The 20,970-nt window shown below is 62.5% G+C and carries 16 protein-coding genes, 1 tRNA gene and 1 pseudogene; 9 read left to right on the forward strand and 9 right to left on the reverse strand.

Annotated features, from left to right (window positions below):
- Positions 1-260 precede the first annotated feature (260 nt).
- The 3 genes from KQI12_RS11875 to KQI12_RS11885 form a co-directional block, all read right to left on the reverse strand.
- Positions 261-1,349 (reverse strand): putative glycoside hydrolase, encoded by a 1,089-nt coding sequence (locus KQI12_RS11875; protein ID WP_216573638.1) that lies wholly within the window; start codon positions 1,347-1,349, stop codon positions 261-263.
- A gap of 30 nt (positions 1,350-1,379) precedes the next feature.
- On the reverse strand, positions 1,380-1,820 hold the full coding sequence (locus KQI12_RS11880; protein ID WP_216573640.1) for a MarR family winged helix-turn-helix transcriptional regulator: 441 nt from the start codon (positions 1,818-1,820) through the stop codon (positions 1,380-1,382).
- A gap of 121 nt (positions 1,821-1,941) precedes the next feature.
- Complete coding sequence (locus KQI12_RS11885; protein ID WP_216573642.1) at positions 1,942-2,580, reverse strand: S-layer homology domain-containing protein; 639 nt, start codon at positions 2,578-2,580, stop codon at positions 1,942-1,944.
- A 358-nt stretch (positions 2,581-2,938) separates the two neighbouring features.
- Here KQI12_RS11885 and KQI12_RS11890 point away from each other — a divergent pair, with 358 nt between their 5' ends.
- On the forward strand, positions 2,939-5,560 hold the full coding sequence (locus tag KQI12_RS11890; RefSeq protein ID WP_216573644.1) for a cation-translocating P-type ATPase: 2,622 nt from the start codon (positions 2,939-2,941) through the stop codon (positions 5,558-5,560).
- Positions 5,561-5,636: 76 nt separating this feature from the next.
- Here KQI12_RS11890 and KQI12_RS11895 read toward each other — a convergent pair whose 3' ends face one another.
- The 3 genes from KQI12_RS11895 to KQI12_RS11905 are packed head-to-tail and all read right to left on the reverse strand — an operon-like array spanning position 5,637 to position 8,472.
- The gene (locus tag KQI12_RS11895; RefSeq protein WP_216573646.1) at positions 5,637-6,089 is read right to left on the reverse strand and encodes a hypothetical protein; all 453 of its coding nucleotides are present in this window, start codon (positions 6,087-6,089) and stop codon (positions 5,637-5,639) included.
- Between the two features lie 21 nt (positions 6,090-6,110).
- A complete protein-coding gene (locus KQI12_RS11900) occupies positions 6,111-6,965 on the reverse strand; it encodes an epoxyqueuosine reductase (protein ID WP_253291071.1) in 855 nt (284 codons plus the stop codon).
- A complete protein-coding gene (locus KQI12_RS11905; RefSeq protein WP_216573648.1) occupies positions 6,952-8,472 on the reverse strand; it encodes a Mur ligase family protein in 1,521 nt (506 codons plus the stop codon). Before KQI12_RS11905 ends, KQI12_RS11900 begins: the two co-directional genes overlap by 14 nt.
- Before the next feature lie 224 nt (positions 8,473-8,696).
- Between KQI12_RS11905 and KQI12_RS11910 the strand changes: the two genes are divergently transcribed.
- From KQI12_RS11910 to KQI12_RS11920, 3 genes are all read left to right on the forward strand, one after another.
- A complete protein-coding gene (locus KQI12_RS11910) occupies positions 8,697-10,424 on the forward strand; it encodes a phospho-sugar mutase (RefSeq protein WP_216573650.1) in 1,728 nt (575 codons plus the stop codon).
- A gap of 204 nt (positions 10,425-10,628) precedes the next feature.
- Positions 10,629-10,847 carry a FeoA family protein gene (locus KQI12_RS11915; protein ID WP_216573652.1) on the forward strand — a complete coding sequence of 73 codons (219 nt, stop codon included), beginning with the start codon at positions 10,629-10,631 and terminating at the stop codon, positions 10,845-10,847.
- Positions 10,848-10,864: 17 nt separating this feature from the next.
- Complete coding sequence (locus KQI12_RS11920) at positions 10,865-12,877, forward strand: GGDEF domain-containing phosphodiesterase (protein WP_216573654.1); 2,013 nt, start codon at positions 10,865-10,867, stop codon at positions 12,875-12,877.
- A gap of 95 nt (positions 12,878-12,972) precedes the next feature.
- On the opposite strand, the gene KQI12_RS11925 is transcribed toward KQI12_RS11920, so the two are convergent.
- Positions 12,973-13,740 carry an HpcH/HpaI aldolase/citrate lyase family protein gene (locus KQI12_RS11925; protein WP_216573655.1) on the reverse strand — a complete coding sequence of 256 codons (768 nt, stop codon included), beginning with the start codon at positions 13,738-13,740 and terminating at the stop codon, positions 12,973-12,975.
- Positions 13,741-14,506: 766 nt separating this feature from the next.
- On the opposite strand from KQI12_RS11925, the gene KQI12_RS11930 reads away from it, so the two are divergent.
- Positions 14,507-15,130, forward strand: coding sequence for a PepSY domain-containing protein (locus tag KQI12_RS11930; RefSeq protein WP_216573656.1), 624 nt, complete (start codon positions 14,507-14,509; stop codon positions 15,128-15,130).
- 624 nt (positions 15,131-15,754) lie between these two features.
- The gene (locus tag KQI12_RS11935; RefSeq protein ID WP_371818042.1) at positions 15,755-16,183 is read left to right on the forward strand and encodes a hypothetical protein; all 429 of its coding nucleotides are present in this window, start codon (positions 15,755-15,757) and stop codon (positions 16,181-16,183) included.
- 187 nt (positions 16,184-16,370) lie between these two features.
- Here the strand turns inward: KQI12_RS11935 and KQI12_RS11940 are convergent.
- A tRNA-Arg gene (locus tag KQI12_RS11940) sits at positions 16,371-16,447 on the reverse strand.
- Between the two features lie 457 nt (positions 16,448-16,904).
- Here KQI12_RS11940 and typA point away from each other — a divergent pair.
- The 3 genes from typA (at position 16,905) to KQI12_RS11955 (ending at position 20,735) form a co-directional block, all read left to right on the forward strand.
- The gene (typA, locus tag KQI12_RS11945; RefSeq protein ID WP_216573658.1) at positions 16,905-18,731 is read left to right on the forward strand and encodes a translational GTPase TypA; all 1,827 of its coding nucleotides are present in this window, start codon (positions 16,905-16,907) and stop codon (positions 18,729-18,731) included.
- Between the two features lie 349 nt (positions 18,732-19,080).
- Positions 19,081-19,566, forward strand: a complete 486-nt coding sequence (locus tag KQI12_RS11950; RefSeq protein WP_253291073.1) for a GNAT family N-acetyltransferase — start codon at positions 19,081-19,083, stop codon at positions 19,564-19,566.
- Between the two features lie 455 nt (positions 19,567-20,021).
- The gene (locus KQI12_RS11955; protein ID WP_216573659.1) at positions 20,022-20,735 is read left to right on the forward strand and encodes a stalk domain-containing protein; all 714 of its coding nucleotides are present in this window, start codon (positions 20,022-20,024) and stop codon (positions 20,733-20,735) included.
- A 112-nt stretch (positions 20,736-20,847) separates the two neighbouring features.
- Here the strand turns inward: KQI12_RS11955 and KQI12_RS12585 are convergent.
- Positions 20,848-20,970, reverse strand: a pseudogene (locus tag KQI12_RS12585) (electron transfer flavoprotein subunit alpha/FixB family protein); the annotation flags it as partial.

Raw genomic sequence — 20,970 nt, forward strand, 5'->3', positions numbered from 1 at the left:
TTTTTGTTAAAATTTTGACTATTATACGGCTTTTGAACGTCCTCCCGCCACCATCTCCATCCATTTTCTGGATGGAGAAGTTTCACCGTTATTTTTGTTCAAAATGTATATCCTTCTCCATCCGTATCATTTTTCTGTCCTTTCACCCGCTCATCCTATCCCTTCGAGGCGGCGCACATCCCTGTTCCGCCCCGTCCAGATCCGGATGAGCGCAAAAGAGACCGGCGGTCCCTTCTTGTCGGGACCGCCGGTCTCTTGTCTCATATTTCGTTCAGGATGGCCCAGCTCTCCGCCGTGCTCCCGGCAGCTGTGCCTACCGTCACCAGCAGGCAGTCCGGTGTCTCCGCGCCGGCCGTCTTGAGGGCCTGCACCGCATCGGCCCGGCTGGTGCCGCCCAGATCGGCCCAGATGCGGTCCGCATCCCGCAGGAGAGCGGCCACGCTCTGTCCGCTGGCCTCATCGAAGCCTCCGGTCAGTACGCCGCCGCTGGTGCGGATGGAGAGCTTCACATCAGGATAGGAGGCCAGCGCCGCCTTGATCTGATCGTAGAAAGCGGATACTACGGTCTGGAACTGTGCGGCGTCATAGGCCTCGCCCACCTTGATATAGCCCAGATGGCCGCTGGTGGGATAGCCGCAGTTGTCCAGCAGGATCTCATCGAAGCCCAGCTTGGCCAGCTCCACGCACACATCGGTCACATACTGTCGGGCCTCCGCGCTGGTGGGGCTCAGCCAGCGCACATCGCCGCTGTCCCGCCAGTTGTAGCCGCTGTTGGTCTTGATGCCCAGTCTGGGGATGGCATAGGGGACCTTGTTGTCCCGGAAGCAGGACACCCGGGCCACCGTGTGGAGCTCCGTGCCGTTCAGGGCCTGGACCGCGGCGTTCAGGCCGGCATCCGAGGCCGAAGCCCCCGCCTGCTTGGCCGTTTCCAGATTGGAGACATAGCCCAGACTGCCGTCATCGGCCTTCATGTCGAAGACGGCCGTGTCCGCGCCCAGCTCCGCAAGCTGAGCCGCGGCGGTGCCGTCGCTCAAGGCCGTCCGGGGCAGGAGGGCGGCATGGACCGGCTGTTCCGGCTCCGGAGTGGGGGTCGGCGCCGTGGTCACCACCACGATGGGTTCGCTGCCCTCCGGCGGTGTGGGGTCCGGATCCTTCTTCCCATCCAGGAAGGGGAGGCTGAGATGGGGCCCGTCCTTCGTAAAGACCATGTGGTCCTCCTGGAGGAAGAAGAGCGCCAATACCGCTGCCAGCACCACGGCCAACACACCGACCACGACCTTCATCGCGGTGCGGCCCCTGGAACGGCCGCGGTAGCTCCCATATCCATATCGACTGCCGCGTCTTGCCATCGTCTATCCCATCCCGTTTCGATCGTTCCTTCAGTTCCTGGCCCGCTCCCCGTCGTCCAGAGCGGTCTCCAGCTTCTCTAAGGCGCTCTTCACCATAGAGCGGTCCTTTTCATCCATTTTGTCCAGCAGAGAGTCGAAATAGCCATTCACATCGGTGGCCGTCTTTTCCCGCAGGGCACGGTACTTGTCCGTGACGGAGACGTAGATGACCCGCCGGTCGTTCTCCGAACGCTCCCGCTTGGCCAGCTCCAGCTTCTCCAGCCGGTCCACGATGCCAGACACGGTGCTGTTGGCGCTCCCGGTCCGCTCCGCCAGCGTACTGATGGGCACAGGCCCCTCCTCCGCCAGTACGTTGAGGACCAGTGCCTGGGGGAACGTCAGGTTCAGCCGCCCGAAGTGGGACCGGAACTGCTGTGACATTCGCTGGGTCACGCGCAGATAGGTCATCAGGACATTGGATGTCTCTTCCATGGAAATTCTCTCCTTTCCCTGCGTTGCTCTCGGATGACGGCGGCCGTGCCGCGTCGCCTTATCAGGATAACACCTGAGAGCCGGTTTGTCTATCGTCGTTTCTTCGTTCCATCCATCCGGTTCAGCCAACAGCGGGCGTCATGAGCCGCTCCAGCACCACGGCCAGCTCGGCCCGGGTGGTGGAGGCCTGAGGCCTCAGCTTCCCGGCACTGCCGGAGATGAGGCCCGCGCCCACAGCGTGCTCCATCCCATCCACGGCCCATTTGGAAACGGTCTTGCCGTCCGTATAGGCGTTCAGTTTTCCCTTGGCCGTATCCAGGCCCTGGACCCGGGCATACTGATAGAGGAAGGCGGCCAGCTGCTCCCGTGTGACTGCGGCAGTGGGGCTGAACTTCCCCTTGCCGTTGCCGGAGGCGATGCCCTTCTGGGCGGCCCAGGCCACGGCAGTGGTGTACCACATACCGTTCGGCACATCGGTGAAGCTGGTCCCCTCCGCGCTCGGCGCGCCCGCCAGGTGCCACAGGGCGGTGACCGCCATGCCGCGGGTGACAGGGGTGTTGGGGCTGAACTTCCCGTTCCCGGTGCCGGCCATGAGTCCGGCGTTGGTGACTTCGCTCACCGCCTCGGCATACCATGCCTTGGCGGACACATCAGTGAAGCTGGCGCCGAAGGCCGGCGTCAACAGCATCGCCGTACAGGACAGGACGACCAGGAGGCGGCAGAGCCGCTTCCTCCCGGCGCTCTTCTTTTGAACTGTCATCTATGATACACGCTCCTTGTGACTTGTGAAAGGGTCAGGTCTATCCTACAACACCTTTTTTAATATTCTATGAACAACTGATCCTCATCTATAAATTTTCTGCTTCGCAGGATATCAGACCGCTTGACTTTCCATCCGCGCCGTGATAGAGTAAAGGCACGCAAAAAGGGAGTAGTACCGTGGACAGACCGTCTGCGGGCGTATCGTCAACATCACGGCGGGGCCCACCGCCTGGCGATATGCGCCAACTCATTGGCAGCAAGACTTTTTGACGGCCGCTTCGGCTGTCAAAAAGTCTTTTTTTATACCCCTCCCCTGTCATCTGCGAAAAAAATGAGAAGTAAGGAGTGTATCGATCATGTCCAAGCCCTGGTACAGCCGTCCGCCCCAGGAGGTCCTGGATGCCCTGGAATGCGGCCGGAACGGCCTTGCCCCCCAGGAGGCCCAGCGCCGTCTGGCCGAGCACGGTCCCAACCAGCTCCAGGAGGGCAAACGCAAGAGCGTGGCCGCTCTGTTCCTGGAACAGTTCCAGGATCTGCTGGTGGTCATCCTGCTGGCCGCCGCGGTGATCTCCGCTCTGACGGGCAATGTGGAGAGCACCATCGTCATCTTCGCCGTGCTGATCCTCAACGCCATCCTGGGCACCGTCCAGTACCTCAAGGCCGAGAAGTCGCTGGAGAGCCTGAAGGCCATGTCCTCCCCCACCGCGAAGGTCCTGCGGGGCGGCGTCCGGGTGGAAGTCCCCTCCGCCGAGGTGGTCCCCGGAGACATCGTGGTGCTGGAGGCCGGCGACCTGGTGGTGGCCGACGCCCGCATCGTGGAGAGCTGGTCTCTGAAGGTGGACGAGAGCTCCCTCACCGGTGAGAGCGAGCCGGTAGAGAAATCTCCCGCCCCGCTGGCCGATGAGAAGGTGGCTCTGGGCGACCAGAAAAACATGGTGTTCTCCGGCTCGCTGGTGACCTATGGCCGGGCCATGGCGGTGGTCACCGCCACCGGCATGGGCACTGAGCTGGGCAAGATCGCCGCCCTCATGGACCAGACCCAGCAGCGCAGGACCCCTCTCCAGGTCAGTCTGGACGACTTCTCCAAGAAACTGGCCATGGTCATCATGGCGATCTCCGCCGTGGTGTTCCTGCTGTCCATCTTCCGGTCCCACATGGGCATCCTGGACTCCCTGCTCTTCGCCGTGGCTCTGGCCGTGGCGGCGATCCCCGAGGCCCTGTCCTCCATCGTCACCATCGTGCTGGCCATGGGCACTCAGAAGATGGCCCGCCAGAACGCCATCATGAAGGATCTGAAGGCGGTGGAGAGCCTGGGCGCCGTGTCGGTCATCTGCTCCGACAAGACCGGCACCCTGACCCAGAACCGGATGACGGTCCAGCAGATCTGGGCCGACGGCCAACTGCTGGACGCCAAGGATCTGGAGCTGGACAACGCCCCCCAGCGCCTCCTGCTGAAGATCGGCCTGCTGGCCAGCGACGCCACCTACGACCTGGACTCCGGCGCCTCCATCGGCGACCCCACCGAGGTGGCCCTCCTCCAGCTGGCCGCCGGCGGCTTTCAGGTGGACGATGTGCTCTACCGCCGGTATCACCCCCGCCTCCGGGAGCTGGCCTTCGACTCCGACCGGAAGCTCATGAGCACCCTCCATCTGGTGGACGGGGCCCCCACCCTGCTGACCAAGGGCGCGATCGACGTGCTCCTGGGCCGCTCTGTGAAGCTCCTCACCTCTAAGGGAGAGGTCCCCCTGACCGATGAGCGCCGGGCCGCGATCATGGCCGTGAACGATCAGCTCTCCCGGGAGGGCCTGCGGGTGCTGGCCTTCGCCCAGAAGGCTGTGGAGTCGGTCCGGGACCTGACCCTGGAGGACGAGCAGGGCTTCACCTTCGTGGGCCTGGTGTCCATGATCGACCCGCCCCGTCCCGAGTCGATCCAGGCGGTGGCCGACGCCAAAGAGGGCGGCATCCGCACCGTCATGATCACCGGCGACCACAAGGTCACTGCCTCCGCCATCGCCCGGCAGATCGGCATCCTGCGGGAGGGGGACACCGCCCTCTCCGGCGTGGAGCTGGACGAGCTCAGCGACGAGGAGCTGGACCGGATCCTGCCCCAGGTGTCAGTCTACGCCCGGGTCTCCCCGGAGCATAAGATCCGCATCGTCTCCGCGTGGCAGCGCCGGGGCGCGGTCGCGGCCATGACCGGCGACGGCGTCAACGACGCCCCCGCCCTCAAGAAGGCCGACATCGGCGTGGCCATGGGCATCACCGGCACGGAGGTCTCCAAGGACGCCGCCTCCATGATCCTGGCGGACGACAACTTCGCCACCATCGTCCGGGCCGTGGTCAACGGCCGGAGCGTCTACGCCAACATCAAGAACGCGATCGCGTTCCTGCTCTCCGGCAACATGGCCGCCATCCTGTCGGTGGTGTACGCGGCTCTGGCGGGCCTGTCCGTGCCCTTCCAGCCGGTCCACCTGCTGTTCATCAACCTGCTGACCGACTCCCTGCCCGCCATCGCCATCGGTATGGAACCCGCCCGCAAGGGGCTGTTGAAGCAGAAGCCCCGGGACCCCAAGGCCCCCATCTTGGACAAGGTCCTGCTGGGCCAGATCTTCGGGCAGGGCCTGCTGATCGCGGTGCCGGTCATGACGGCCTTCTATCTGGGACGGGCCTGCGGCGGCGCGGCGGCGGCCTCCACCATGGCCTTCGCCACCCTGACGCTGGCCCGGCTCTTCCACGGCTTCAACTGCCGGGGCCGGGAGTCCCTCTTCCGGCTGGGTCTGGGCTCCAACCCCTGGTCTCTGGCGGCCTTTGCCGCCGGCGTGGTCCTGCTGGCCGCGGTGCTCCTCCTGCCGGGACTGAGCACCCTCTTCCAGGCGGCCGCTCTGGGCGGGACCCAGCTTCTCCAGATCCTGGGTCTGGCCTTCTTCCCCACTCTGGTCCTCCAGATCCTCAAGGTCATCCGGGAGCGCCGGGGCTGATATTCGAATACAAAACGTATAGGATCGGCTCACATCTCCGTTTTGGAGATGTGAGCCGATCCTTGTTCCCTATTTTTTATTCTTCTGTCGGATCGTCGAGCACCCGGTCCATCATGGTCCGGAAGGACACCAGCCCTTCTTTGGAGAGCCGGTAGCGGTAGTGGTCGAAATACAGGACGCGCTGATCGTCGATCCACAGGCTGGTGACGCGCCCGCCCTGTTCCTCTCCATACCAGAACCACATCTGATAGAGCGCTTCCTGATAGTCCTCGCTCGTCCCGCCATCCCAGAAGCCCCGGAATGACGCCTTTTCCTCCCGCATCCAGTCCAGCACCTCCTGGAGCTGGACGCCCGAACATGCTCCCCATCGGTGCCCCTCGCCCGGCCCCGACCGCCGGACATCTGCCCCGGCGGCCTGCTCGATGGTCGGGAAGAGCGAGAGGACCGGTCTGTCATTGGACAGGATGACGAAGCAGAGCAGAGACACCAGGAGAAAGGTCCCCAGTTGGATCGTTCGTTTCCTCCCCATCCTGACCGCTCCTCTCCTGTCTCATCCGTCTGTACCGGCGGCATGGCCCTGAAGGGCGAAGTTCCGCCGCAGGGGCGCGGGGCCCCGCCACGCGAAGGCCCGGTCCCCGAAGCGTTCTTTGAACTGTCGATTGGTGAGGCCCTCCACCATATCCGGCGTCAGGTCGTCGATCAGCCCCTCCCGGAACTCGGGCAGCTCCGTCTTCCGGGGGGCGGCGTTGTAGGGGCAGACCCGCTGGCACACGTCGCACCCCCACACCAGCGGATGGGTGCGGATCCGGTCCGCCTGCTCCGGGGGAAGCTCCCCTTTCTTCTGGGTCAGATGGGAGAGACAGCGCTCCGGATCGAAGGACGTCTCCCGCAGGGCCCCGCCGGGGCACGCGGCCGCGCACCGCCCGCATCCCATGCAGTCGGGGCTGGGCGCCGCAAGCGGCAGGTCCAGCGGCAGATCTGTCAGCACCGTCCCCAGGAAGAGCCAACTCCCCCAGGGCGGCAGGATGACGAGCCCGTTCCGGCCCATGATCCCCAGCCCGGCCAGACGGGCCGCCGCCCGCTCAGGGAGAGGCGAGCTGTCCGCCCCCGCCGTAAACGAATACATCGGGTATTTTTTGCGCAGGATATCGCAGACCGTACCCAGCCGCTCCGTCAGGACCAGATGGTAGTCCCGCCCCCGGGCATAGAGGGACAGATCTCCGGGCCGGTCGCCCGTGTAGTAGGAGAAGGCGGCGGCCAGCACGCTCCTCGGGCCGGGGCAGAGGGACTCCGCCTTCTCCCGGGCCGCCTCGTCCATATAGGAGCAGAGGGCCTCATATGGGGTCCAGCCCCAACCAACGGCTCCCGATGTCCGGAAGAGATCGTCCAGCTCAGCGCGCGTCATAGGCCGCCAGCGCCTTCTGGGCCAGCAGGCCGTCCGGCACACAGGGCTCCGGGCCGTGCTTCCGCTTCTGGGCGGTCTCACAGCCCTTGCCCGCCAGCACCACCACCGCCGGAGCGTGGCAGTCCAGGATGGCCCGGTGGACGGCCTCCTCCCGGTCCGGGACGATCTCGCCGGTCCGGCCCGCCTTGGACAGCCAGCGCTGGATGTCGGCGCAGATGTCCGCCACTTCCTCGGGACCGGGATCGTCCTCGGTGAGGATGATCCGGTCGGCCAGGGCGGCGGCGGCTTTGCCCATGCCCTCCCGGCGGTCGATGCCCTTCCCGCCGGTACAGCCGAACACTATGGTCAGCTCCCGCCCGGGATACTCCGCCCGGGCGGACCGGAGGAGCGCCTCCAGACTCATGCCGTTGTGGGCGTAGTCCACCACCACCGAGATCTGTCCGTCCCGGGAGACATAGTGCTCCATCCGGCCGGGGACCGCCGCCCGGGCCAGGCCCTCGGCCACAGCCTCTGCCGGGATCCGGTCGACCTCCGCCACAGCGGCGGCGGCCAGGGCGTTCTCCACATTGAAGAGCCCCGGCATCCCCAGCGTCATGTCCCGCTCGTAGGAGGGCGTCCGCAGATGGAAGCGGATGGTCTCTCCCTCCTTGCGCAGGTCCGAGGCATACAGGTCGGCGGTGGGATCCCGATGGGAGAACGTCACCACCCGGTCGCAGGCCCCGGCGGCGGTCAGGATGTCCTCGGCGTGGTCGCAGTCCAAGTTGACGCAGGCGGTCCGGGCCTGCCGGAAGATCAGGAGCTTGGAGGCGAAGTAGTCCGCCCAGTCCGGGTGCTCCACCGGGGAGATGTGGTCCTCGCCGATGTTCAGGAATACGGCGCAGTCCAGGTCCACCCCGATCACCCGGCCGTATTTCAGGGCCTGGCTGGAGAACTCCATGGTCACATAGTCCGCCCCGGAGGACACCGCGTTGCACAGATGCCGCTGGAGATCCAGCGGCTCCGGAGTCGTCAGCTTGGCGGGGCGGCGCTCCACGCCGTCGTCAGTGACGATGGTGGAGAGGATCGCGCTGGGCCGGTGGCCCTCCCCCGCCAGCCAGACGTCCAGGATGGACTTGAGGTAAAAGGAGGTCGTGGTCTTGCCCTTGGTGCCGGTGATGCCGCAGATCGTGAGCTTCCCGGAGGGATGGCCATAGGCCAGGTCCGCCAGCAGGCCCATGGCGGTGCGGATGTCCGTCACCCGGATGCAGGGCAGGGCGCCGCCCTCGGGATAGGGCTCCTCACTCACGTAGGCGAAGGCGCCAGCAGCCGCCGCCGCGGCCAGATAGGCCCCTTTGAAGGCCGCTCCCTTGCAGAGGAAGAGGGTCCCGGGAATCACCTGCTTGGAGTCGCAGGAGACCAGTTCCACCGTCCGGCCCAGATCGGCGCGGAGGGGCGTCTTGTCGGCCAGAAGGCCGTGCTTGAGGAGGAGCTGATAATAGTCGCCCAGAGGCAGGCGAGGTCGTTCCATCGTTCGGTCACCACCAATATTCGTTTGCGTTCTCCTTTAGAGCATAGCACATGAGGGGGAAAAAGGGAAGAGCGCGGCCCCGTATCCATCGGCTCCGGCCGATCCGCTCGATTTCCCCTCCGTTCCCATTGAAGGGCGGGGCGGCTTTGTGCTATACTGAGACCGGAAGATCCCGTCCGCTCTCTTTTGGCCAGAATCGGGATCAGAAATGGAGGTCATCCCCAATGTCCTGCTTCGATCAGTATGAAAAATGGCGGAACAGCCCCGCCCTCTCCGCCAAGGAGAAGGCCGAGCTGGAGTCCATCCGCGGCGACGAGAAGGAGATCGAGTCCCGCTTCTTCGCCCCTCTAGAGTTCGGCACCGCCGGCCTGCGGGGCACCATGTGCGTTGGTCTGCACCAGATGAACGTCCATGTGATCCGCCACGCCACCCAGGCCTTCGCCGAGGTCATCCTGGCCGAGGGTCCTGAGGCCGCCGCCCACGGCGTGTCCGTCTGCTTCGACTGCCGGCACCACTCTCAGGAGTTCGCCCGGGAGACCGCCTGCGTCATGGCGGGCAACGGCATCCCCGTCCGCCTCTTCGAGTCCCTGCGCCCCACTCCGGAGCTGTCCTTCTCCGTGCGGGAGTATGGCTGTATCGCCGGCGTCAACGTCACCGCCAGCCACAACCCCAAGGAGTACAACGGCTATAAGGTCTACTGGGCTGACGGCGCCCAGCTCCCGCCCCACCACGCCGCCGCCATCGCGAAGAAGATGGAGGAGCTGGACATCTTCACCTCCATCAAGCGCATGGACTATGACGCCGCTGTCGCCGCCGGTCTGATCACCCTCATGGGCGCGGAGACCGACGAGAAGTTCCTCGCCAACGTCATGGGCCAGGTCAATGACAGAGCCGCCGTGGAGAAGGTGGCCGACACCTTCAAGATGGTCTATACCCCCTTCCACGGCACCGGATACAAGCTGATCCCAGAGGTCCTGCACCGCCTGGGCATGAAGCACGTGATCTGCGTGCCCGAGCAGATGGTGGTGGACGGCAGCTTCCCCACCGTGGTCTCCCCCAACCCGGAGAACCCGGAGGGCTTCTATCTGGCGGTGGATCTGGCCCGGAAGGAAGGGGCCGACTTCATCCTAGGCTCCGATCCCGACGCGGACCGGGTGGGCATCATGGTCCGGGACCACAAGGGCGACTATATCACCATCTCCGGCAACCAGACCGGCGTGCTCCTGCTAGACTACCTCATCGGGGCCAAAAAGCGGGCCGGGACCCTGCCTGAGCATCCGGTGGCCCTCAAGACGATCGTCACCACCGAGATGGCCCGCAAGGTGGCCGAGACCAACGGCGTCACCTGCTGTGACACCTTCACCGGCTTCAAATTCATGGCCGAGAAGAAGAATCAGCTGGAGGCCGAGGGCAAGGGCAAGGTCATCTTCTCCTACGAGGAGAGCTACGGCTACATGATGGGCGACTACGTCCGGGACAAGGATGCCGTCACCGCTGCTCTGGTCCTCACCGAGATGGCCGCCTGGTACGCTGGACAGGGCATGACCCTCTACGACGCCCTCCAGAAGTGCTACGAGAAGTATGGATACTACGGCGAAAAGACCCTGAACCTGGTCATGCCCGGTCTGGACGGCCTGAAGAAGATGGCCGCCCTCATGTCCGGACTGCGGGAGCATCCCCTGGACCAGATCGCCGGAGTGGACGTGCTCCAGCGGAAGGACTATCAGGACGGCACCGTGGTGGACACCGCCACTGGCGGCAAGCGCGCCATGGAGCTCTCCGGCTCCAACGTCCTGCGCTATGAGATGGCCGACGGCACCAGTCTGATCGTCCGTCCCTCCGGCACCGAGCCCAAGGTCAAGGTCTATATCCTGGCCAACGGCGCCTCTCCTGCCGAGTGCGAGGAGAAGGTGTCCAAGTACGCCGTCTGGGCGGAGAGCCTCAAGCGGTGACCCGTCCTCATCCCATCTGTCTGGAACGAGCGGCAGTCCGTTGGAACACGGACTGCCGCTCTGCTGTACGGAAGGGCTTCCCGGACTGCCGGGCACACACGGCAGTCCGGAAAATGCCCGCCCTCCCTTGACATCCTGCCGCATTGGTGGTATCATCTTTCCGCCATGAGTTAGTATCAGCTAACCATTATCGAGGTGATCCCCATGCCGCTCAATCTGGTCCCCATCGGCGCCAGCCACACGATCCAAAAAATCTGTGGCACGGAGGCACAGCGCCATCATTTGGAGGCCCTGGGCTTTCTCCCTGGCGAGACCATCAACGTCCTGAGCCGATTCAACGGATACTATGTCGTCACCGTGAAGGGCAGCAAGATCGGTCTGTCCGGCGCGTTCGCCAAGCTGATCATCGTATCCTTTTCCTAAACTGTCGGAGGTCTTTCATGAAAAAGCGATCTCAGGCCGTGAACGTCTGTCAGGCTGGCATGGTCTTTCCTTTCCTCTGCCTTCTGCTGGCCATGTGGGCGTTCCATCTGGCTTCCTACAGCAGGGGGCAGTTTTCGCCCTCGCTCCGGCCGCTCCTGGCGGCCTGCATCGTCTGCTCCGTCCTGGCGGAGACTGTCCTCCTGATCTTGCGGGACTATCTGGTGGAGATCTCCGCCCGGGCCTATACTGACGTCACCGGTGTCCAGGACAAGAAGGCTCTGGAGAAGTACCTCCGCCAGCTCCGGGAACGGAGCGACACGCTGGACATCGGCATCATGATGTTCGACCTGAACGGTCTCAAGCAGATCAATGACCTCTACGGCCACGACAAGGGCGACCTGTGCATCCAGACCTTCGCCTCCTTCCTGACCCGGACCCTGTCCTCCAACAGCTTCCTGGCCCGGTTCGGCGGGGATGAATTCGTCATCATCCAGGAGCACACCACCCCGGACGAGCTGGCCGCCATGGACGCCCGCCTCCAGACTCTGGTGGCGGACTATGACCGCACCGCCATCCTGCCGATCAGCTATGCGGTGGGCTACGACGTGAGCTACCGGGATCACTACTACCTGATGGACGACCTGATGAAGATCGCCGACCAGAAGATGTACCGGGACAAGGCCGCCAAGAAGCGGCAGGAGCTGGATGCGGCCGCCCTCTCCGTCCACACAGACCGGTCTATCCCGCCGATCACCGCCGCCGCGCTGACCTCCAAGCTCCAGACGTTCCTGAACGCCTCCTCCCGCCACAGCACCCTCCTGCTGATGATGGATGTGGGGGATTTCCATCTGATCAACGACGCCTACGGCTACCAGACCGGCAACGCCGTGCTCAACGCCTTCTATGACGCCCTCCAGGCGGTGGACCGGTCCATGACCGTCTACCGGTTCCACGCCGATGTGTTCGTGGCGCTCCTGGACATCACCGGCTGGACGCTGGACGATGCTCTGGAGCAGGTCCAGATCCAGAACCAGCAGATCGCCCAGACGATCATGGAGACCTTCCCGGTGGGGACCTTCGTGATTGACACCGGCGCCTGTCCCCTGTCCGACCCCGCAGTCCTGCCGGAGGACTATATCACCCATGCGAACACCGCCCGCCGGGCCGCCAAGCGCGAGGAGACCCATCTCTGCTGCTACACCGACGAGATGGCCCGGCAGGAGCGCCAGCGGGCCGAGGTGGTCCACTCCTTCCGCCACGCGCTGGAGTGCGGCGAGTTCCAGATCTATTTCCAGCCCAAGGTGGGCGGGGCCAGCGGCCAGATCGAGAGCGCCGAGGTGCTGGTCCGCTGGGTCCGGCCGGACGGCACCGTCTGGATGCCGGGGATGTTCGTCCCTTTGCTGGAGGAGACCGGCGATGTGGTGGATCTGGACCTCTATGTCTACGAAAAGGCGTTCCAGTGGATGTCCCGCCGGCGGGCGGACGGACAGCGGCGGGTCCCCCTGGCTCTGAACCTGTCCCCGGTCCACTTTGCCCGGCCCCAGCTCCTCATGGACGCGGTGGACGCCCTGATCGACCGCTATCAGGTGGACACCGATGAGATCGTGTTCGAGATTACCGAGAGCGCCTACATCGAACGGCCCGACGTGGTGAACCAGCTCATCCGGGCCTTCCACAAAAAGCACATCCGGATCTCTATGGATGACTTCGGCTCCGGCTACTCCTCTCTGAACACGCTAAAGGACATCCTCTTCGACCAGGTGAAGCTGGACCGGAAATTCGTGGCCGACGGTCTCACCCCCGCCGGCGAGATCGTGATCCAGGAGCTGTTCCACCTGCTGAAGCGGATGGATAAGTCCATCGTCTGCGAGGGCATAGAGACCGAGGAGGTCTCCGACTTCCTGATCCGGGAGGGCTGTGACGAGCTCCAGGGCTTCCTGTACTACCGGCCCATCTGCGAGAACGACTTCAACGCTTTGCTCCGGCAGACTGCTCCAGCCGTAGAGGATCTGTATGTCAAAGAGGCATGACGGTGCTGGACCGCCTACTTTCCCCACAAATAGCAGATAAAAAAAGGCCATGCTCGGGACACGCGTCCCTGGCATGGCCTTTTTTATCGGTCCGCTCAGCGCTTGAGCTGGTCGTACAGGGCCTGATAGGCGTGGATCAGCAGGAAGGTGTCCGCCCCCACGGCCACGCTGTCGAAGCCCTGTTCCACATAGCGGTGGGCAGTCTCCGCGTCACCGGCGAAGGTCATGGTCATCTTGCCGCTGGCCCTGCACGCCGCCACGATCCGGTCGATCGCCCGCCGGAGCTCCGGGGCATCCAACTGGAGTGGGATCCCCAGGGCAATGGACAGGTCCATGGGCCCCACGAAGATGCCGTCCACCCCGTCGATGGCGGCGATCTCCTCGATGTGCTCCAGACACTCCCGGGTCTCACACTGAGGCATGAGGATGGTCCGGCGGTTGGCCTCCTCCATGTAGGCGGTGGGGGCGAAGCCCGGCCGGGTCCCCCAGCGGCAGTCCCGGGTAGGCAGATAGCCCCGGTCCCCCAGGGGGGCGAACTTGGCGTAGGCCACCAGCGTCCGGACCTCTTCTGCCGTCTTGACAGCGGGGATGATGAGCCCGGCGGCGCCGGCATCCAGAGGATGGAGCACCGACCGGCGGGAGATCTCCCCGATCCGCACCATGGGGGCCATGCCCGCCGCCTCTGCCGCCGCGATGGCGGCCGTCATGGTGTCGGTGCCGATCTCCTGATGCTCCCCGTCGATGATGACGAAATCGAAGGGGGCGCAGGCGATGTTCTCGACCGCGACCGTGCTCTTCAGCTGCGTGAAAGTACCATAGGCCGTCTGTTTGTCGTTCCATCGGTCCAAAAGCTTGTTCTCCATCCCACTTTTTGCTCCTTTCAGCCCCGCCTCTCCGGCGAGCTCCTGTTTCGAGGTCTATTATTATACTATTTCCCATGACGGAAAGTAAAGGCCGGCAGGACCGGGAAGCCGTTCTATATCGAGACTGGACCGCTGTCCGGATAGATGATACCAGTGTTTTGGATGACGCCTCGGAGAACATCATCACCCTCGTCACCTGTGTGATGGTCCAGCCGGATCACCGCTGGTGTGTGCAGACGCGGCAGAAGCAGGATCGATATCAAAAACTTCGTTCCATAATAGCTCCAAAAGGTGGTGACAGGATCATGGGATCAAAAAACAGACCGCCGCCTCTACTGCGGAGGTCTCCCGCTATGTTCCAAAGGCAGGCGACGTGATCCGCTGTGACGACGGGACCGACTACACCATCACGGATGTGTCCCGCTGGGACAACGATGCCGTTTCCGGCGCACCGCCGGGAGAGCTACCTGCCGCCACCTGCGACTGGAGCAAGCTGCCCCAGCCGGAAATGCCACGGGCAGAAGCGCGTCACTTTACCAGTGGCGGGCAGAGCAGATCACAGCGCCATTCGATTCCTGCCCTCCGGGAACCTACTCCATGGGGGCATGGGATGTCTACAAAAACGGCGTGTTCCAGTACACGGGATACCGCATCGATGGCATCGGATACGCAGGCTCTTTTCCCCTCAGATCTTGTTTTACCCATTGACAAGGTATGTTTCTATCTGTTACACTTCACGCAATACTCACGAATGGAGGAACGCCCCGTGAAACGAAAATGGCTTTTGACCGGAACAGCGCTCATGCTTGCGGCGGCGCTGGCCGGGTGCGGTAATGCGCCTGCGGCAGATCAGGCGGCGAAGATCAGCATGGAGCAGGCGCAGACGGATACCACTGCATCCGGCACGGCTGGTGCACCGGCACAGACCGCGCCCAGCACCTCCTCCGGCGCGGTGGATGAGGCTAAGGCGCAGGAGATTGCCCTTGCTCACGCCGGGATCGAGGCGGCAGACGCCACCATCACCAAGTCCAAGCTGGATCATGACGATGGCCGTCAGGTCTACGAGATCGAGTGGTACGCAAACGGTGCAAAATACGACTATGAGGTCGACGCCGCCACCGGCGAGATCCTCAACTCCGCCTACGAGGCGAAAACCGTGGTCGGCACCGGCAACAGCGCCACCGTCAGCGAGACGACGGCAAAGCAGACTGCCCTTGCCCGCGTATCCGGCGCAACAGCCAGCGACATCTATGAGTGGAAACTGGACTACGACGATGGACGCCCGGAGTATGAGGGCAAGATCATCTACGGCGGCACGGAGCACGAATTCACCATCGACGCCACCTCCGGCACCGTCACCGAATGGGAAGCTGAGCCCCTGGACCACTAAACCTCACAGCAAATATCACGCCCTATGGACGAAAAGATCGTCCATAGGGCGCTTTTGTTTTTTCGACAAAGCTCGGGAAGCTTCACCCGGCCGGAGTAAACTGTGGATACCACATCAAGGAGGTCACGCCGGAGCAGGCCCATGAGATTGGCATGGAGCTTGCAAAAGGAATCCTGGGTGGCAAGTATGAATAAGAATTTCAAAGGTTTTTTCAGACTCAATGATCCTATGTAATTTAGACCCGCCGAAGCAGGTCTCAGCGTGTCGAAAAAGTTCGACACGCTTCTCAGAAATGCCAGTTCGTTCTTTGTGAAGAACGAACTGGCATTTCTGAGAGGGAGATGCAGGCCGCCACGCGCACTCGCTACGCTCGTACACTTGCGGCCTGAGAAGAGTTTTTTCTGAGGCGCATGTCCCCAGAAAAAACGCCTTGCATCTTATTCCGTCACCTGCGGGTGACGGAACTCTGCGAGGCCCTTGCATCGTTCTCCGTGAGAGATCACTTTTTTGACAGACTGAGACCTGCCGAAGCAGGTCTTTTTTTATTTCAGCATGATCTCTCTATCCTCAGCGCCGAGCATATAAGCCCCCTTTGCAAAAGCATCTCTCGATCATAACCTTGTGGTGGCGTTACCGAATGGACGCCCTTGTGAGGAAACGGTCATTTCCAACGCATTTCGATGCTTGAAGCGGGATGCACAGCTCCCTGATGTGGTCTTTCATTCTCTCCGTCATTCCAGTACCACCTACAAATTAAAACTGAACCACGGCGATCTGAAAGCCACCCAGGGCGATACGGGCCATGCCGAGATTGACATGATAACCAGTATCTATGCTCACATTCTGGACGAGGATAGAAAGGTCAATGCTCAGAAATTCGAGACAGCCTTCTATGCCAAGCCTGATCTTCGCAATGTCCGTCCACCGGAAGAACCGGTAAAATCGGAGCCTGCGACCCTGGACCTTGAAAGCCTTGTGGAGCAGCTTCAGAAGTCGCCGGAGCTGGCAAGTGCGCTCGCAGCCCTGATAGCGGCGCAAGCCCCGGCAAAGTGATCCGAAAAATCGAATTAGCAAAACGCAGAATTTTCTTAGCAAATTTCTGAAAAGCGTTCGAGTCCAATTAGCAAATATACATCATGCGGCGTATAAAAATCTCCCGGTAACGGAAGTGAAATTACCGGGAGAAGGAGGAACAAAAAAACGCTGCAAACCCCGAAAAAAGGCTTGCAGCGGTGCTTTCTGGCGTCCCAGAGAGGATTTGAACCTCCGACCCCACGCTTAGGAGGCGTGTGCTCTATCCAGCTGAGCTACTGAGACATTTATAAGTTTTATGCAATTTTCAAGGCTCGAAGGAATCGAACAATCTGCCGCTTAGGAGGCGGACGCTCTATCCTGCTGAGCTACAGACGCTTGTTGTGAAATTGTGGAAAAAGTGGTGCCATCGGTAATCGATGTCCGTGCGCTCAGGAGGGGTGCGCTCTATCCGATCGAACTGCTGGCGCATAGAGCCATGCTCAAGGTGATATTTTACCCGAAATGCCCCGGACTGTCAACCGCCGATCCCCGCAGGGACACGCAAAGCGACCGTATGGCCCGGAAGCCGGACCGCTTCCATTGGAAGAATAGCCGAAAAGCCGTCCCTAACCGCAAAAAAAGTTGCATTCTGCCGTCCGACAGACTATAATATTGGACTGAGATTTTCGTATGCTTCATCATGTCTGCACGCGCCCCGCGCCTGCGGGTCCCGTGGACCGATCAGGAGGAATCACCAAATATGCAGGATCAACATTTGAGGAACGTTGCCATCATCGCGCACGTCGATCATGGCAAGACCACTCTGGTGGATGAGATGCTCAAGCAGGGCGGCATCTACCGGGAGAACCAGGCCACCGTGGACCGCGTCATGGACTCCGGCGACCTGGAGCGGGAGCGCGGCATCACCATCCTGGCCAAGAACACCGCCGTCCACTACAAGGACGTGAAGATCAACATCGTGGACACTCCGGGCCACGCCGATTTCGGCGGCGAGGTGGAGCGCATCCTGAAGATGGTCAACGGCGTCATCCTGCTGGTGGACGCCGCCGAGGGCCCCATGCCCCAGACCCGCTTCGTGCTGTCCAAGGCCCTGGAGCTGGGCCATAAGGTCATCGTGGTCATCAACAAGATCGACCGTCCTGACCAGCGCATCCACGAGGTGGTGGACGAGGTGCTGGAGCTCCTGCTGGACCTGAACGCCACCGACGAGCAGTTCGAGTCCCCCACTCTGTTCTGCTCCGGCCGTCAGGGCACCGCCTCCTACTCCCCCGACGTGCCCGGCACCGACCTGACCCCGCTGTTCGAGACCATCGTGAACTATATCCCCGCCCCCGAGGCCGATGTGGACAAGCCCTTCCAGATGCTGGTCTCCTCCATCGACTACAACGAGTTCGTGGGCCGGATCGCCATCGGCCGCATCGAGCGCGGCACCATCAAGCAGAACCAGGAGATCGTGGTCTGCAACTACCACGACCCTGACGCCGCCCCTCAGAAGGCCAAGGCGGTCTCCCTCTATGAGTTCGATGGTCTGGGCAAGATGCCCGTCACCCAGTCCACCGCCGGCAACATCATCGCCATGAGCGGCATCGGTGACATCACCATCGGCGACACCATCTGCTCCCCCGACGCGGTGGAGCCCATGGAGTTCGTGAAGATCTCCGCCCCCACCATCGAGATGACCTTCTCCGTGAACGACTCCCCCTTCGCCGGCCGCGAGGGCAAGTTCGTCACCTCCCGCCAGCTGCGGGAGCGCCTGTTCCGTGAGACCCTGAAGGACGTGTCCCTGAAGGTCACTGAGACGGAGAACACCGACTCCTTCAACGTGGCCGGCCGCGGCGAGATGTCCCTGTCCATCCTGATCGAGACCATGCGCCGGGAGGGCTATGAGTTCCAGGTCTCCCCGCCCCGTGTGCTGTATCAGGAGATCGACGGCAAGAAGTGCGAGCCCATCGAGCGTCTGGTGGTGGACGTGCCCTCCGATTCCGTGGGCGCGGTCATGGAGAAGATCGGCGCCCGGAAGGGTGAGCTGCTGGAGATGAACCCCGTGGGCGACCGCATGAAGCTGGAGTTCCTGGTCCCCGCCCGCGGCCTGTTCGGCTACCGCAACGAGTTCCTGACCGACACCAAGGGCGAGGGCATCATGGCCTCCGTCTTTGAGTGCTACGCCCCCTATAAGGGCGACATCGCCCGCCGTTCCACCGGCTCTCTGGTGGCCTTCGAGACCGGCGAGGCCGTGACCTACGGCCTGTTCAACGCCCAGGACCGCGGCGTCCTGTTCATCGGCGCGGGCACCCCCGTCTACGCCGGCATGGTGGTGGGCGAGACCCCCAAGCAGGAGGACATCTCCGTCAACATCTGCAAGAAGAAGCAGCTGACCAACATGCGCGCTTCCGGCTCCGATGAGGCCCTGCGCCTCACCCCGCCCCGCCAGATGTCTCTGGAGCAGTGCATGGAGTTCTTGGGCGACGACGAGCTGCTGGAGGTCACCCCGGAGAACCTGCGTCTGCGCAAGCGTCTGCTGGACCACAGTGCCCGGATGCGCGAGGCCTCCAAGAAGAAGGCCTGAGCCTCTTCTCCCCAAAACACACACGAAGGCCCCGGACGAGCCGTCCGGGGCCTTGGCGTGTCGAACCAGTTCGACACGCCTCTCAGAAATGCAAGCATTTCTTCGATAGGATGCAGGCCGCCGCGCGCACTCGCTTTGCTCGCACACTAGCGGCCTGAGAAGAGTTTTTTCTGAGGCACATGTCCTCAGAAAAAACGTCTTACACTTTATTCCGTCACCTGCGGGTGACGGAACTCTGCGAGGCTTTTCATCTCTCAATGAAAGAAACGGCTTTCTTGACAGACTGAGGCCCCGGACGAGCCGTCCGGGGCCTTTTCCCATCTGATCTCGATATGACAGGAGCGATATCATGTCCATCCTCATCCGCAATGCCGTCCCGGCCGATCTGGACGGGGTCTGCGCCGTAGAGAACGCCGGCTTCCCGCCTGCGGAGGCCGCCGCCCGGGAGGCCTTCCGTTACCGCATCGCCGCCTTCCCCGACTGGTTCCTGGTGGCCGAGGAGGACGGCCGGATCGTGGGCCTGCTGAACGGCCCGGCCATCCGGGAGCGCTTTATCTGCGACTCCATCTATGAGCCCGGCGGAGCCGGCGGGGACGGCGAGACGCTGGCCATCCTTGGTCTGGCCGTCCTGCCCAGCCATCGCCGTCAGGGCCTGGCCGCCCGGCTCATGGGGACCTATCTGGACCGGGCCCGTGCCGCCGGGAAGCGCCGGGTGGTGCTGACCTGCAAGGACCGCCTGATCCACTACTATGAGAAATTCGGCTTCCGGAACTGTGGTGTCTCCCAGTCCGTCCACGGCGGGGCCGTGTGGTACGATATGGAGCGGACGCTGTGATGTTTTCCACAGAGAGGACCGTAGATGTGGAAACAGAAAATGCCCCAGTGTATACACTGGGGCGGAGCGGCATATGGTCGGAATTCCGAAAACCGGTTGAAAACGGCGCGGAACTATGGTAAGATAGCCATGGAAAACAAAAATGCGACAGCACGCCGGGAGGTAGGAGTCCCGACGTGCCTGCGCAGGTGCAACACCACCTACACCACGGCATAGAACCGCATCGCACGTTTTATTATACGGTATCCCGCCGCCTTTTACAAGGCCCTCCGGGAGACCCGTTTTTGGCGTGCGCCTGTAGCATTACAGAGGTCCGGCCTCTTGCGTCGTGTGGGGGAACACCCTGCACGGCGTTTTTGTTTTCCATCCCGCGCACGACGGAGGGCCGGGCATCCGGCCCTCTCCCCCGCACCCGCCGGGATGGAACAACAGAATAAAAAGAGGAGGAACCTGACATGAAACTGCACCGGGCGCGCGATTTCGCGGCCGGGGTCCTCGTGGCGACTCTGGCCCTCGGCGTAGCTGTCCCCGCGGGGGCGGCGGCGCTGACCAGCAAGAAGATCAACGTTTTGCAGGGCATCGAGATCTTCGTGGACGGAGTCCGTCTGGACCCCAAGGATGCCAACGGCAAGAGCGTGGAGACCTTCGTCTACAACGGCACCACCTACATCCCTCTCCGGGCCGTGAGCCAGGCCCTGGGCAAGGCCGTCAATTACGACGGAAACACCAAGCGGGCCTACATTGGAAGCTCTCCCATGACCACCGGGAGCTATCGGATGGAGGATGTGTGCAAGCCGTATACGGTCTGGGGCAGCGGACGTACAGGGATAGTTACGGGTGCTCAGACTATGAAAATGGGTGGTAAAGAGTATGGGAATGGGTTTTTGGCGACTTCCCGTGGCACTCAATGGGCGCTATTCAATCTGGATGGGGCATATAGTAGCCTGACTTTGGATTTGGGACATATCGATGGTACAGGCAACCTCGATTCCGAAGTGATCTTCTACGTAGATGACGTGCGGGTGGCCAACTATACGGTGGACCCGGAGGCCCTTCCCCGGAAGGTCACCATCCCCCTGAACCATGGGCTCCAGATGAAGATTGAGGTACATAATGGCCTTGGTCAAACGGATCCGAATGTCGGCCTCGGCAACATGATGTTCCAGTAAGCTCCTCTAACAGCCTGCGGGACGGGACAGCGCCCGTCCCCTACGCTCTCTGATCCCACATGACACAAAAGCTCCTCCCCGGGCGGGGAGGAGCTTTTTGTATCCATATGTCTTATTTGCCAGCCTTGATGGCCTTGATGGAGTCGATGAGCATGGGGGTGACCTTGAACAGGTCGCCCGCGATGCCGTAGGAGGCCACCTCGAAGATGGGGGCGGACTCGTTCTTGTTCACGGC

It is taken from the genome of Pseudoflavonifractor sp. MSJ-37, assembly GCF_018917965.1.
GTDB lineage: Bacteria > Bacillota > Clostridia > Oscillospirales > Oscillospiraceae > Pseudoflavonifractor_A.

Bases quoted from the DNA above. Each gene is read 5' to 3' on its own strand.
- KQI12_RS11875 (WP_216573638.1), bottom strand. From the start codon at position 1,349: ATGGCAAGACGCGGCAGTCGATATGGATATGGGAGCTACCGCGGCCGT.
- KQI12_RS11880 (WP_216573640.1), bottom strand. From the start codon at position 1,820: ATGGAAGAGACATCCAATGTCCTGATGACCTATCTGCGCGTGACCCAG.
- KQI12_RS11885 (WP_216573642.1), bottom strand. From the start codon at position 2,580: ATGACAGTTCAAAAGAAGAGCGCCGGGAGGAAGCGGCTCTGCCGCCTC.
- KQI12_RS11890 (WP_216573644.1), top strand. From the start codon at position 2,939: ATGTCCAAGCCCTGGTACAGCCGTCCGCCCCAGGAGGTCCTGGATGCC.
- KQI12_RS11895 (WP_216573646.1), bottom strand. From the start codon at position 6,089: ATGGGGAGGAAACGAACGATCCAACTGGGGACCTTTCTCCTGGTGTCT.
- KQI12_RS11900 (WP_253291071.1), bottom strand. From the start codon at position 6,965: ATGACGCGCGCTGAGCTGGACGATCTCTTCCGGACATCGGGAGCCGTT.
- KQI12_RS11905 (WP_216573648.1), bottom strand. From the start codon at position 8,472: ATGGAACGACCTCGCCTGCCTCTGGGCGACTATTATCAGCTCCTCCTC.
- KQI12_RS11910 (WP_216573650.1), top strand. From the start codon at position 8,697: ATGTCCTGCTTCGATCAGTATGAAAAATGGCGGAACAGCCCCGCCCTC.
- KQI12_RS11915 (WP_216573652.1), top strand. From the start codon at position 10,629: ATGCCGCTCAATCTGGTCCCCATCGGCGCCAGCCACACGATCCAAAAA.
- KQI12_RS11920 (WP_216573654.1), top strand. From the start codon at position 10,865: ATGAAAAAGCGATCTCAGGCCGTGAACGTCTGTCAGGCTGGCATGGTC.
- KQI12_RS11925 (WP_216573655.1), bottom strand. From the start codon at position 13,740: ATGGAGAACAAGCTTTTGGACCGATGGAACGACAAACAGACGGCCTAT.
- typA (WP_216573658.1), top strand. From the start codon at position 16,905: ATGCAGGATCAACATTTGAGGAACGTTGCCATCATCGCGCACGTCGAT.
- KQI12_RS11950 (WP_253291073.1), top strand. From the start codon at position 19,081: ATGTCCATCCTCATCCGCAATGCCGTCCCGGCCGATCTGGACGGGGTC.
- KQI12_RS11955 (WP_216573659.1), top strand. From the start codon at position 20,022: ATGAAACTGCACCGGGCGCGCGATTTCGCGGCCGGGGTCCTCGTGGCG.